General features: G+C 42.0%; 5 protein-coding genes. All 5 read right to left on the minus strand.

All coding sequences use genetic code 11. The features are described from left to right. Positions 1-19: 19 nt before the first annotated feature. From V7K46_RS23235 to V7K46_RS23255, 5 genes are read right to left on the minus strand one after another with little or no spacing between them, the layout of a single operon-like run. Positions 20-1,024, minus strand: a complete 1,005-nt coding sequence (locus tag V7K46_RS23235; RefSeq protein ID WP_335117237.1) for a TauD/TfdA family dioxygenase — start codon at positions 1,022-1,024, stop codon at positions 20-22. A gap of 44 nt (positions 1,025-1,068) precedes the next feature. Next, the gene (locus tag V7K46_RS23240; RefSeq protein ID WP_335117240.1) at positions 1,069-4,224 is read right to left on the minus strand and encodes a condensation domain-containing protein; all 3,156 of its coding nucleotides are present in this window, start codon (positions 4,222-4,224) and stop codon (positions 1,069-1,071) included. Between the two features lie 12 nt (positions 4,225-4,236). Then, on the minus strand, positions 4,237-12,024 hold the full coding sequence (locus tag V7K46_RS23245; protein WP_442939869.1) for an amino acid adenylation domain-containing protein: 7,788 nt from the start codon (positions 12,022-12,024) through the stop codon (positions 4,237-4,239). A gap of 19 nt (positions 12,025-12,043) precedes the next feature. Further along, entirely contained in the window at positions 12,044-13,090 is a 1,047-nt protein-coding gene (locus V7K46_RS23250) for a TauD/TfdA family dioxygenase (protein ID WP_335117243.1), read from the minus strand. A 21-nt stretch (positions 13,091-13,111) separates the two neighbouring features. Continuing rightward, on the minus strand, positions 13,112-14,674 hold the full coding sequence (locus V7K46_RS23255; RefSeq protein WP_335117245.1) for a condensation domain-containing protein: 1,563 nt from the start codon (positions 14,672-14,674) through the stop codon (positions 13,112-13,114). Between the last annotated feature and the right edge of the window lie 30 nt (positions 14,675-14,704).

Genomic DNA, 14,704 nt, shown 5'->3' on the forward strand with positions numbered 1-14,704 from the left:
CAACCACTCCCTAATTTTATTAGCCCCACGATGGTTCTGCCATTCCCACCAAAACTTTTCGTGTTCCCACAAAAGGCTTACGTCCATGAGCAGTTAACATATTATCTAGCATCAAAATATCACCTGATTGCCAAGAAAACGTCACTGCTGACTGTTGATATATTTCGTTAATTTCTTCTATAACAGATGCTTCAATTTTGGAACCATCTCCGTAATAAGCGTTGCGTGGCAAGTCTTCTTCTTTAACTGTTGAGAGTAGAGATTCACGAACTTCTGGTTTTAAACTAGATACGTGAAACAAATGTGCTTGATTGAACCACACTATGTCATTAGTTTTAGGATGGGTGGCAACAGCTTGACAGACCTGACTGGTTCTCAAATAATTTCCGTCTTTCCACTCAAATTCAATGCCAGCACTACAGCAATAACTCTCAACTTCTGATTTGTTAGAAGTCTGAAATACATTTTCCCATTTTAGATCGAGTCCTTGGCCGTAGTTCCGGACATACATAACCTTTTTTTGAATGAATTGCTCTTTAATCTTTAGGTCAATACCTTGAAAAACTTTTTGACTATCAGCTATCGGTGTTTCTCCACCATGTTCTGCCGCTTCTAAACAAAAGAACCAAATCTTCATTGGCCAGTTGTGGCAGTAAGCCATTTCGTTGTGTAAAGGAATTGATTGTTCGGCTGGATATTCAGTTGATGTGTATATCTTACCACTTACTTGGCTACGCGAAGTTGAACGATAAGAATATTCAATTAATTCTTTAGAAATAGATTTAAGGAAATGCTGAAAACCTTCAGTATCACTTATAGGAAAATTGCGGAATAGGATACCTCCATGCTGCAATAACTTAGTTTCTAGCCATTCCTGATTGCTAGCTGACCAAGTGGCTAAATTTATGCCATCGATAGCAGGCTTAATGACTAAAGGTAGACTTTGTCCTGGCTGAATTGATTCAGTCTCAATTATTTTTTCTGGAGATACACTTATTATTTTTCGCTTATTTTTCAAATTCATTGTATTTTTTGTAATATCTACCACTTTTAATAAAAAAACAACGATTATTGTCCAATGCCAGTTATTGCTTTACGCTTAACTTGTCCTAATTGATAACGACGCGCTTGTTGCAACTCTTGATTTTTAATTATTTGCTGTTGTTTTTCAGTTTCTTTCAGAATTTTTACCAATTGAGTCAGCTTAATATCAGGCTGTTCAACAACTGTGGCTAAAAGGCTTTTAAATAGTCCTACCATTTGATCGATAGTAGTAGCATTAAATAAGTCTGTTTTGTACTCAAAAAAACCTTTGAGTCCTTCTGGTGTTTCAGAAAGGTCAAGTTTCAAATCATGCCGCACTATACTACTTTGAACTTCTAAAAAACTAAGTTTAAGTCCTGAAAGCTCAAGGGCTGACATGGGGGCGTTTTGAAGGACGAACCATACCTGAAATAAAGGCGTGTGATTGAGGTTGCGTTCTATCTGTAGTTCTGCTACCAACTTCTCGAAAGGCAAGTCTTGGTGGGTGTATGCCCCTAAAGCAACTTCCCGCACCCGCTGCAACAACTCAATAAAACTGGGATTCTTTGAAATATCTGTACGTAATACCAAGGTATTGACAAAAAAGCCAATAAGTGGTTCTATTTCACGGCGGTTGCGGTTGGCGATAGGATAACCTACAAGGATATCTTCTTGACCTGTGTAACAGTAAAGCAGTGTATTGAAAGCTGCTAGCAAGGTCATGAAGAGGGTGACTCCTTGCTGCTGGCTCAGGGATTCGAGAGATTGAGACAGGGTAAGGGAGAGTGCGAAAGTGTGCTTTGTTCCTATGGAAGTCTGCAACGTAGATCGCGGTCTATCGGTTGGTAGCTCTAGCACTGTCTTAGCCCCTTCTAACTGCTGTTTCCAGTAACTTAGTTGAGTATCGAGCACCTCGCCTTGCAACCACTGCTGCTGCCACACGGCAAAATCTACGTACTGGATAAACAACTCTGGTAGCGGTGTTAGCGTAGCGTGCCGTTCGTGCAGCGTCTCCGTTAAGAGAAGGCTGGGCTTACCAGTAGTAAACGCTTCATAAAGCGCTGATATCTCCTGGATAAACACCCCTGCCGACCAACCATCAGAGATAATATGATGCATTGTCACCAGCAGAATGTGTTTGTTGGTGCTGAGATGTAACAGAGTGAGCCGCATCAAAGGTGCCCGTGTTAGGTCGAACGGTTGTTGAACATCTGCTTGTCCCAGCCGTTGCACCTCAGTCTCACGCTCAGTTTGCGGCAAATTCTGTAAATCCATTATTGGTAAGGGCATCATTAGTTCTGAAGAAATCCTTTGAACTGCTTGCCCCTGCACAATCGCAAAGCACGTCCGCAAGACTTCATGCCGCCGCACAATTTCGTTGATGCTCTTCTCTAGCGCCGCCACGTTGAGCACCCCTTCCAGTAGCACGGCGTCAGAGCCATTGTAGGCGACTGAGTTTGGATCTAACTGATGAAGGAACCACAATCGCTGTTGGGCGAAAGATAGAGGCAAGTTTCTATCCCTTGGAACGCGCTCAATGGGTGGAGCTTGCAGTCCCTGCTTTATGAGACGGATTGTTTCTATGCTGTCAGCTAAACTAGCTATAGTAGGCGCTTCAAATAAGTAACGCAGGGGTAGTTCAAGCTGCAAGGTATCGCGCACGCGTGACATAACCTGAGTGGCAAGTAAGGAATGTCCACCCAGTTCAAAAAAGTTGTCGTGAATTCCTACTTGTTCAACACTAAGAATCTGCTTCCAAATTCCGGCTAGAAGTTCCTCAACAGGATTACGCGGTGTTGCGAAGGTATAACCCAACTTTTGTTGGTCCTGTTTCTGAAGCGGTTTGATTTTCGGAATTTGACTGACTGGAATTATATCTAGAAGTGTTGCGATCTGTTGTTCTGGATTGTCAACGATGCTTTGAAGCAAGGTTAGGAAATGCTGTTGAATCCAGGTTACGTTAGCTTTATCGCAGCGGCGTTCATCGGAGATGATATCAATTATAAGTTCTGAACCAGGGACTACGAGCAGGGTTAAAGCATATTTAGTTTGTGCCCCTTGAGAACGAGTTTGACTTATATTGATAGTTATATTTGATACTTGCCGGATTATACTTGGATAATTCTCGAAAACTAGAATACTTTCAAAAAGGGGTAACGCTCCAGGTACTTCACTGTATTGATGAATTTGACCAATAGGACTATATTGATATTGTTGTAGTTCAACATTATGAGTCTGAATGTCTTTGAGCCAAGACCACAAGAATGCTCTAGGAAAAACTTTTAGCCTCAAAGGTAAGGTATTGATGAAGAGTCCAATCGTCGATTCAACCCCTTCTATGTCTGACGGACGACCAGACATGGTGATACCAAAAACCACGTCTTCTTCATCACTATAGCGGCTCAGGAGCAACGCCCAAACTCCCTGAAGCAAAGTATTCAAGGTTACCCTATATTGCCTTGCTAAAGATTGCAGAGTTGCTGTTGCAGGTGTTGGTAAATAGATTCTTTGTTCGCCATAAATCTGTTCAGGGTGAGAAAAACTACCCAGATCTGCTTTCTTTCCAAGTGAAGTTGGTTTGGTAAAACCCTGTAGAGTTTTGCGCCAGAATGCTTCTGCTTTAGACAAATCTTGTTTTTTTAGCCAAGCAATGTAGTCTCTGTAGGGACGGGGTTTCTCTAGATGTAAGTCTTGACTTTGGTAAAACGCTTCGTAAAATGCAAAGAATTCGTTGAATATTAAAGGGACAGACCATCCATCCATCAAAATATGGTGATGGGTGCAAATAAATTGATAATTGTCTTCAGTCAAACGGATAAGAGTCAGGCGAATCAATGGTGCTTTAGAAAGATTTAAGCCCTGATGACGCTCTGCTTCAAGAAAACTCTCTAGTTGCTTTTCCTGCTGAAATAATGACAAATGACGCCAGTCTAGCTGCTCTAACGGTATTTTCACCTGCCGAAGCACTACCTGAAGTGGCTCGTCCTGTTCTTTCCAGATGAAGCATGTTCTCAAAATCGAGTGGCGGTCTATAATCTTCTGCCATGCTCGCTCAAAGCTAAAAATATCTAAATTTGCCGCAAAAACACCAGTTAACTGCTCAATATGGATGCCTGACTCTGGAGCAGAAATTGTCTCAAAGAGCATGCCTTGCTGTGACGCGGAAAGAGGATAAATGGTTTCAATATTTTTCTTGTTCATTTTATATTTCGGTCAAAAAAAGTCTATTTCAGCAAGAGCATTGTCCAGTTTTTCCTGGCTCAGTTCGACATCAGCGAAGTCAGAAGGGCTGAAGCTACCGACATCGGGGGATTGGCAATGGGCGATGAGCGATCGCACCCCCTGAATAAACCCTTGAGCAAGTCTTTCAACTGTGGTTTGCCGATGCAGTTTCTCATTATAAGTCCAGTTCATTTGCAACCGTCCCTGAAAAATGCTGCCGTTTATTTCCAGCAAATGAGTTTGTAGCGAACACAAACTGTGACTCGGACCGCTGGACTCCTGAGCATACCTAAATAAAGAGGATTCCGGTAAAACTTGGTCAAACTGTCCCAAATAGTTAAAAATCACTTCCGCTTTTGGTAACAGACTCAGCCGCGAGGTAATTTCCTTATCCCTACTGAGATAGTGCAGCACTCCATAACCAATACCCCGATTTGGAATCGCCCGTAGTTGCTCTTTGATTGCCATCAAGGCTTTTCCTGGGGAGGTCGCGTTTTCTAGACTCAGGTTTACCGGAAAGATAGATGTGAACCAGCCCACAGTCCGAGATAAATCTACATCCTCAAATAGTTCTTCTCGCCCATGTCCTTCTAAGTCAATTAGTAGAGAATTTTCTCCCGTCCACTGGGCAAATGTTTGTGTAAGTGCAGTTAAGAGTATATCGTTTATTTGCGTCCGGTAAGCTGTTGGCACCTGTTGCAGCAAGACTTGAGTTTCTTCCTCAGAAAGCGATACTGATACTGTACAAGCTGTCGCTTCTGTGTTGTTTCCGCATTGGTAATCTACAGGTATAGGTTTAATAGATTGACGCTCACTTATCAGCCAGTACTCTAGTTCTGAGTCCAGTACTGAAGATTGTGCATATTCTTGCAGACGGTGAGACCACTCTTTGAAAGAAGTTGTTTTGGCTGGCAACTGTATTTTTTTGCCTTGACAAAGTTGTTGGTAAGCTGTTTGAAAATCCTCAAGTAAGATTCGCCAAGAAACCCCATCAACAGCTAAGTGGTGGATAGCCCAAAGCAAGCGACATAGTTTACCTTCACCCAGGTCAAAAAGGGCAACCCGGAATAGCGGTCCTACTGAGAGATTTAAGCTAGCTTGGAGTTTAGCAGCCATTCTTTCTATAGTAGCCGCTTGTTCCTCTTTTGGCAGTGCTGACAAATCTAAGTATGTGATTGGCACTACATTATCAGGACTGAGAATAACCGCCTGAGTACCAAATTCCTCTTGTAGAAATCGCAAACGTAGGGCGTCGTGATGTCTTTGTAAAAACTGTATTACTTGCTCTAAAACCACAAGCTCAATGCTCTGCTTGATTTCTAGCAGCACCGCCTGATTCCAGTGATCTGGTTCTGGTTGCTGTTGTTCAAAAAACCATTGCTGAATAGGTGTTAGCGGTAGCGTTCCAGTTACCGCAATCTGTTCGGCTTGAATTGTCTTGGTTGTGCCAGCTACGGCTGCTAGTTGAGCAACTGTCTGGTGTTGAAACAGCTGCTTGGGGGTTAGTTGCAGCCCTGCTAAGTTTGCTTTGGATATAATTTGAAGGCTGAGAATAGAATCCCCACCCAATTCAAAAAAGTTGTCGTTTATACCTATTTTTTCTAAGCCGAGTACTTTTTCCCAGATCACAGCCAACTGTTTTTCAATGGTTGTCTGAGGTGCAATAAAGGCTTTTTCGAGTTCTGGGCGTATTCGATCAGGTATAGGTAGCGTCTGACGATCCACCTTACCATTAGGTGTGAGTGGTAGTGATTCTAGCATGACAAAAGCTGCTGGCACCATGTAGTTTGGCAGCTTCGACTCTATAAAGCCGCGCAGTTCAGTCACTGTCAGTGTTTGCTCTTTTTGAGGGACGACATAGGCGACTATTCGTTGAGAAGCGATTTCATCTGAGCGAACGACAACTACAGTTTCTCGTACTGTTGGGTATTGGCTAAGGAGCGCTTCAATCTCTCCAAGTTCGATGCGGAAACCACGGACTTTGACCTGCTGGTCAATCCGACCAATGATCTCAAGGTTTCCATCGCTGAAGTAGCGAACCAAGTCCCCAGTCTTGTATAGCCGTGCTGCCGATTCCTGGCTATAGGGATTGGGAATAAATTTATCGGCGGTTAGATCGGGACGGTTGAGATAGCCCCTTGCTACACTGACTCCGCCAATGTATAATTCGCCCACTACGCCGATAGGAACTGGTTGGAGATAGTTATCGAGGACATAAGTTTGGACGTTAGGAATTGCAGAACCAATCGGTACTTCTTGCCAGGACGACTCTGATAAATCGCACTTGCTTGCAACTATCGTTGTTTCTGTAGGTCCGTATGTATTTACCAGTCGCACGCTCTTGGGTGCATGTTTGTGCCAGGTTGCAAGTTGCACCTTAAGCGCTTTTTCTCCGCCAATTAACATTAAACGCAGTTGCTTGGGTAGTATGCAACCTTCTGTAACTAAGGCAAGAGTCACTTCATGCCAGAATGCTGTGGGCAGGTCTAACATTGTTAACTCAAGTTCAGAACATTTTTGCAGGAACACGGGCACTGAACTCAGCATGGCATCAGTACGCAGTACCAAGGTTCCACCCCGCACCAAACAGGGAAATATCTCTTCTGCAGCTGCATCGAAACTAATGGAGGCAAATTGTAATACGCGATCATCTATATCCAACCTATATTCATCCGCTGCCCCTTGGGTATAGTTCGTCAAAGCACTGTGTGGAATCATCACACCCTTAGGAATACCAGTAGACCCAGAGGTGTAAATTACATAAGCTAGATTTCCAACAGTGAGATTATCAACATAGTTTTCCTTGCTTTCACTGACAATGACTTCCCAGTCGGTGTCCAGGCAAACAACCCTGGTTTGAAGTTGAGGCATTGCCTCTATCAGTCGCTGCTGAGTTAGCAGTACTGACACTTGAGAATCTGACAACATAAAAGCTAAACGCTTTTGAGGATAAGTGGGGTCAAGGGGTACATAAGCACCACCAGCTTTGAGAATGCCCAAAAGCCCAATCACCATATCGAGGGATCGCTCTGTGCAAATTCCTACCAATACCTCTGGTCCTACACCTAGCTTTTGCAAATACTGCGCCAGTTGATTTGCTCTTGCGTTTAGTTCATAGTAAGTTAGTTGCTCCGATTCAAAAACTACTGCTACAGCGTCGGGCGTCCTCTCTACTTGGGACTCAAACAACTGATGGATGCATTGTTGTTGAGGATACTCAACCGAGGTATCATTCCACTCTGCTAGCTGTGCCTTCTCAGCTGGAGTTAACAGTGCTAACTCCGACACGCGCTGCTGTGGATTAGCAACTATCTGCTCTAGCAACGTTTGAAAATGTCTAGCCATGCGGCTGATGGTGCTTGACTCGAATAAGTCAGTATTGTACTCTAGAATCCCAACTAGTCCCTGTGCTGTTTCCATGAGCGACAAAGTCAAATCAAACTTGGCAGTGCGACTTTCACTTTCTAAAAGACTTAAAGTCAAACCAGGCAACTCTAGCGCCGACATCGGTGCATTCTGGAGCACAAACATCACTTGAAACAGTGGTGTGTAGCTTAAATCTCGTTGTGGTTGCAGTTGTTCTACCAACTGCTCAAAGGGTAAGTCCTGATGTGCATAGGCTCCTAAGGCAACTTCTCGCACACGAGTTAGTAGCTCCTCAAAGGTGGGATTACCTGCCAAATTAGTTCGCAGCACTAAGGTATTCACAAAAAACCCAATTAACCCTTCTATTTCCTGCCGATTCCGGTTGGCAATCGGCGAACCAACCACAATATCTTCATTGCCCGTGTAACGCCATAACAGGGTCTGGAAAGCCGCCAGCAGGGTCATAAATAAAGTGCTTCCCTGTTGCTGGCTGAATTTATTCAGGGCTTGTGATCGCTCAACAGATAGCTCGAAAGAATAAGTAGCACCCTGAAATGTCTGAACAGCGGGTCGTGGGTGGTCAGTGGGTAACTCCAGTACCGCAGGTGTCCCCTCTAACTGCTTTTTCCAGTAAGATATCTGCGATTGTAGTACCTCTGCTTGTAGCCATTGTCGCTGCCAAGCTGCAAAATCTACATACTGGATAGGCAGTTCAGTTAACGGTGAGAGTTGCTGCTGCTCACAAAAGGCTTGATAGAGTGTTACTAACTCACGGATCAGCACGCCTGTTGACCAACCGTCAGAGGCTATGTGGTGCATCGTCAGTAGTACGATGTGCTCTTGTTCCCCAAGACACATTAGTTTCACCCGCAGCAGGAGGTCCCGATTCAGGTCAAAAGGTTGTTGCGCTTCAAATTCTGCCAGTTGTCTGACTGAGGCTTCTTGTTGATTTGAACTTAATTCATTGATGTCAAATACTGGTAACAGTAGTGATGTCGCTGATGAGATAACTGCTACAGGTTGCCCTTCTACTGTCTGGAAATTAGTTCGCAATGCTTCGTGGCGACGGAGAATTTCCTTGAAACTCTGTTGTAGCGCCCTAAGATTCAATTGTCCTTGTAAGCGAACAGTAGCAGGGATGTTGTAGAAAGGGCTGTTTGGCTCCAACTGGGCAAGGAACCATAACCGTTGCTGGGCAAATGATAAGGGTAAGTGTTGTGAGCGGGAAATCCGCTCAATTGTTGCTGTTTCGAGTCCTAAGCCTGCCTTGGTAGCTTTTTCAATGTCTTTGGCTAGCCCAGCTATTGTTGGTTGTTCAAATAAGCGACGTAAAGAAAGCTCTTGCTGAAAAACTTTTCGCACCTGCGAAATCACTTGAGTCGCTAAAAGCGAATGCCCTCCCAAGGTAAAGAAGTTGTCATGTATCCCGACTTCCTCCAACCCAAGGATTTGTGCCCAAATTCCTGCTAGTATCTCCTCTATCGCTGTGCAAGGAGCTACAAAAGTTTCTTGGAATTCGGGGCGTGTTTGATCTGGAGCAGGTAATGCCCGACGATCTACTTTGCCATTGGTTGTTAATGGCAGGGCATCCATTAGTACAAAGGTTGATGGCAGCATATATTCTGGCAAATGCTGTTTGAGATAGCTCCGCAGTTCACTATGAATAGGAATTGCATCCGATTTAGAAACCACATAAGCCACCAAACGCTGGTCACCAGGCACATCCTCCCGCGCCATCACTATTGTGTCTCGCACACCTGGGTATTGTTTTAGCAATCCCTCAATTTCTCCTAACTCAATACGGAAACCTCTGACTTTCACCTGGTTATCTATTCGCCCCAGGAACTCCAGATTTCCGTCTAACCGATAGCAAACTAAGTCCCCCGTTTTATACAAGCGTGTCCCTGGTTGCTCACTAAAGGGATTAGGGATAAATTTTTCTGCTGTTAGTTCAGAGCGATTGAGATAACCTCTGGCTAAACTCAAACCGCCGATGTAGAGTTCGCCCGGAACTCCAATTGGTACAGGCTTGTGGTATTGGTTGAGTACATAAAGCTCGGTGTTAGCGATCGCATGGCCAATGGGAACAGAACTTGAGAGCATTTCACCTTTAGGTATTTGGTAAATGCAACAACCCACGACTGTCTCGGTCGGTCCATATTCATTCACTAAGATTGTATTAGGTGCAAAGTTTTGCCAGAAAGTAATGCTTTCGGCCAGCAGATTTTCTCCTCCAATAATTAAGGCTCTAGTTTTACCAGGAGCTTCTGATGAAGATAAATGCTTTTCGAGTAGCTGTAGTTGAGCTGGTGTAATTTTGACTAAGCTGTAGTTTGAGCCGTTACGTAGGGCATCACCTAAAGACTCCATGCTTTGGTCTTCTGGAATAAGTTCTACCCGTCGTCCTACTACCAAAGGGGAAAACAGCCCAGTAATAGTTAGGTCGAAAGCTAGCGAAGAGTGAACGGTAGCCCCCTCTCCCAGATCAACTGCATAAGCTTGAGTACACCATGTTAGATAATTAACTAAACCTTGATGGGTAATTAATGTTCCTTTGGGCTTACCAGTAGAACCAGAAGTATAAATAACGTAAGCTAAGTTGTCAGAAATTGTCTTGCTAATAGGGTTTTTTGTACTTTCTGGGGCAATCTTCTCCCAGTCATTATCCAGGCAACATAACTTAGCATTACATTCGGGAAGGATAGATAACAACTTTTCTTGGGTCAACAGCACAGGTGTACAGGTTTCTTCTAAAATGAAGGCTAACCTTTCTTTAGGATATATAGGATCTAATGGCAAATAAGCTCCACCTGCTTTGAGAATACCCAGCACTCCCACAACCATATCGAGCGATCGCTCTACGCAAATCCCTACTATAATTTCTGGCCCAACGCCCATTTTTTGTAAATAATGAGCCAGTCGATTTGCCTGTGCATTTAACTCCGAGTATGTTAGTTGCTGGTTTTTACAAACTACAGCAATGTTGTCAGGGGTGCGATCGCACTGTGATTCAAACCAGTGGTGTATACATTGGTGTTGTGAGGCAGCAGTTTTTGTGTCGTTGAATTCAACTAAAAGTTGCTCTCGCTCAACAGGGCTAAGGATGTCAAAAGAAGCGATCGCTCCTTCAGGATTCTTAACAAGGTTGGTTAATAATGTTTCAAACTGACTTGCCAGACGTTGAATATCTTCAACAACGTAGACATTGGCATCATAGTGAAATTCAGCAGCTATATGATCATCATCCCGACGAACACAGGATAGTTTGACCTGGAATTTATCTACACAGGCGTACTGTTTATAAATTGAAAAACATATACTGTCTGCGTAATACCTGGCTGAGAGAGACGTAAACTCAAAACAGAATGGGAAGAACGGTTGCTGTTGACTATTCCCATCCAAAATACTAAGACTTTGTTCCCAAGAAAAGCTTTCCTGGCATTCAAATATCTCCTCTGTAGCTTCTGTAACTTTATTTAACAGATCACTAAATTTGTAGTTATTCTGAAGATTACATTGAAAGGGTAAATATTTAACCAATAGACCTAAAGCTTCTTGCAATTGTTCATAGTTACGACCATTACTAGCCATACCAATGATCATGTCTGATTTGCCAGTAAGTTGACCCAACAAAATCTGCCAGCAAGTAAGAAAAAAAACATAACTTGTAATATTTGTGTACTGTGCAAGTATCACATCTATTTTATTTACTAAATCTGGCGGAATATCCAAATTAAGCGATTGGGGTTTAAATTCCGAGTTGCTAATTAACTGATTTGAGTAAGGAAGCTTCAATTCTCCAATATTGAAGACATCGAACTTTCTCCAGTAATTTGCTTCAGCTTTTAGTTCCTCTGTCTGCGATAATTCATTTTGCCATTCAGAGATATCTGCATATTGCAGAGGTTGTAGAGAGAGTTTCTCATGCTGTAAACAAGCAGCATAGCATCTGCTGAGTTCACAAACTAAATTATTTAGAGTTGGGGTATCTGCACATAAAGCAGGCAAACTGATAACTAATAAGTGCTTTTGTGGTGTCAGAGTTACTAAGGTAGCTAATAATAGTGATCCTTGCTCCAAATCGAGACTCTGCTGACTCGCTGAATCAAACAGTTTTTGGATATCAAACTCTCTAACGTCTTTCTCTTCCAAATATACTTCAGATACTGAAATAAAACTAGATTCATTGATTACCTGAATAGGAGTTTTTACTCCATGAATGCAATGAAAGGTAGTTCTGAAAATTTCATGACTATTGACTATTTGATTTAATGCTTCTTTCAAAACCTCTTTTTTCAGATTTCCTTCTACAAGAATTGCACAATGAGCCTGATATACTTGACCATCTTTTTGTAACAACCATAAACGCTTTTGTTGCGAGGATAGTGAAAAACCCTGAATTTGTTCTTGCATTTTTTGACCTACCTCAGTTTCAAATTTCGTCAAAACTTATCATTTCACCCATCGCAACAAAAAGCTTCCGTTCTCCACAAAAAGGATTACGCCCATGAGCAGTTAACAAGTTATCTAATATTAATAAATCTCCAGTTTGCCAAGAAAAGGTGATTTCTAGCTTTTCATACACTCCACAAATTTCTTCCATTACAGAGTCTTCAATATGAGAACCATCACCGTAGTAGCAATTTCGGGGTAAATCTTCTTCCTGGAAAGATGACAACAGAGTCTGACGCGTTTGTATATCTAAGCATGAAGTATGCCAATGTTGAAGTTGGGCAAACCAAGTCATTTCATCAGTTTGAGGATGCTTGACTACAGCAGGTCGCACAGCACGGGTTCTCAATCTACCATTATCTTTCCATTCAAAATCGATGCCAGCTTCTTTACAGTTAGCCTCTACTTTTGCTTGATCTTGAGTCTGAAAAACAGTTGACCAGTCTAGTCCAATTCTAGAATCGTAATTGCGAAGATACATGACCTTTTTTTCAATAAATCTTTCCCGAATCTTAGGATCGATTAGTTCAAAAACTTTACGACTATCAACAATAGGAGTTTCTCCTCCTTGTTCTGCCGGTTGACTACAGCCAAAAAATATTTTTTTAGGCCAACGATAGTTGAAAGAATTTTCATTATGCCACAATAGTTTTTTATTTGCTGGATAAAAAACTGGAGTATAAACGTTAGCACTGACAGTTCCACGAATATGTTCACCATTCTCATTGAACAAGTTTGGGCATAGCATCAGGCAAACTTGCTCAAAAATTGCTGCTCTTTCTAAATTGAAGCCCCGCAATAATATAGCACCCTGTTTTAGTAACTTTGTTTGTAGAAATTCTTGGTTATCCTTGATCCAATTTATTAAATCGACATTTTGTACAGCAGGCTTTAATACTACAGGAAGTGTTTCGCCATATTTCAAAAAATCTAATTTTATTAATTCTCCTTGTGTTAACTTTACTACTTTTCTTGTAATATTTCCCAACCCTTGAAGTTTAAATTGCTTATTTTCTATATTTTTCATAATTTTTATTTTTTTATTTTTTTAACTTATGGTCATAATAGCTTTACGTTGAATACTTTTCAGCAGGTTAGAATACTCTTCTTTTTGCTTGTTTTTTATGTAGAGGCGTTGTTGTTTTTCCACTTTTGCTAAGTTATCAACCAGTTCATTCAATCGTGTTTCTGGTTGTTTGACAACAGTACTTAAAAGTGTTTCAATATTTTTCAATATTTTTATAATACTACTAACGTCAAACAAATCTATGTCGTACTCTAAATCACCCTTTATCCCTTGTTCTGTGTCTACCATTGTTAGGAGTAAATCAAGTGTTGTTTTCTCTGTATTTACCTGATTTAAAGTACTAGTTGTTAAATTTGTAAATTCCAGAACTGGCAGAGCAACATTCTGAAGAACAAACTTAACCTGGAATAGTGGCATACGATTTAGGTTTCGCTCTACTTTCAAAGTATCTACAACTTTCTCAAACGGCAGATCTTGATGCCTATAGGCTCCTAAAGTTACTTCACGGACTCGTCCAAGTAGCTCCCGAAAGGAGGGATTTCCAGAGAAATTAGTACGCAACACCAACTGGTTGACGAAGAACCCAATTAATCCCTCTATTTCAGCTTGGTTGCGGTTGGCAACATCAGTACCTACGACAATATCGTCCTGGCTAGTGTACCAGTGTAATAGAGTTTGAAACGTAGCCAACAATGTCATAAAAAGTGTAACACCTTCCTGCTGACTCAAGGCTTTAATATCTTCTGATAAAGCTTTTGATAACACAAGGTGTTGTTTTGCACCTTGAAAAGTTTGAATTGCCTGTCGGGGGCGATCAGTAGGCAATTGTAAACAAGGAAGGCTGTCAAGACGTTTCTTCCAATAAGTAATTTGAGATTCTAGTCTCTCTCCCTGTAGCCATTGCCGTTGCCAGAGAGCAAAATCTGCATACTGAATAGGGAGTTCCGGTAGTGGTGAAGGTAATCCAACACAAAAGGCTTTATACAGGGCTGTCAATTCGCGAACAAACACACTAATTGACCAGCCGTCTATGGCAATGTGATGTATTGTTAATTGCATTAAATATTCTGTTTTGCTCAGATGCAGCAAGATAGGTCGCAACAAAGGTTCTTGTGCCAAATTAAAAAATAGTTGGGCTTCCTTAGTGGTTAATCGTTGGATTTCTTGCTCAAGCTGATTCTTTGGTAGTTTCTGGAGGTCTACTATCGGCAAAACAATACTCAAAAATGGAGCAATGATTTGAACTGGTTCTCCCTCTATGATTTTGAAGTTAGTACGTAGGGATTCGTGACGTTGCACGATCTCATTCAGGCTATGCTCCAGTGCTGTTACATTGAGTGAACCTGTAAAGCGTAGAAATCCAGACACATTGTAAGCATTACTAGTGATATCTAATTGATAGAGAAACCACAGGCGTTGTTGGGCAAACGATAGGGGAGCAGGACTTCTTTGAGAACGTCTTTGAATAACCTCTAGTTGAGAGAAAGAGTCAACTTGACCCCGCAGCCGCTTTTCAAGAATTTCTCGCTGTATGGGTGAAAGCTTTGATCGTCGTTTCAAAATTTCATCTTTTTTGTTGTCCATAATCCCCCTATCAAACATTAAAATACCCCG

The organism is Nostoc sp. (assembly GCF_036917395.1).
In the GTDB taxonomy this organism is placed as follows: domain Bacteria; phylum Cyanobacteriota; class Cyanobacteriia; order Cyanobacteriales; family Nostocaceae; genus Nostoc.

Bases quoted from the DNA above. Each gene is read 5' to 3' on its own strand.
- V7K46_RS23240 (WP_335117240.1), bottom strand. From the start codon at position 4,224: ATGAACAAGAAAAATATTGAAACCATTTATCCTCTTTCCGCGTCACAG.
- V7K46_RS23255 (WP_335117245.1), bottom strand. From the start codon at position 14,674: ATGGACAACAAAAAAGATGAAATTTTGAAACGACGATCAAAGCTTTCA.
- V7K46_RS23245 (WP_442939869.1), bottom strand. From the start codon at position 12,024: ATGCAAGAACAAATTCAGGGTTTTTCACTATCCTCGCAACAAAAGCGT.
- V7K46_RS23235 (WP_335117237.1), bottom strand. From the start codon at position 1,024: ATGAATTTGAAAAATAAGCGAAAAATAATAAGTGTATCTCCAGAAAAA.
- V7K46_RS23250 (WP_335117243.1), bottom strand. From the start codon at position 13,090: ATGAAAAATATAGAAAATAAGCAATTTAAACTTCAAGGGTTGGGAAAT.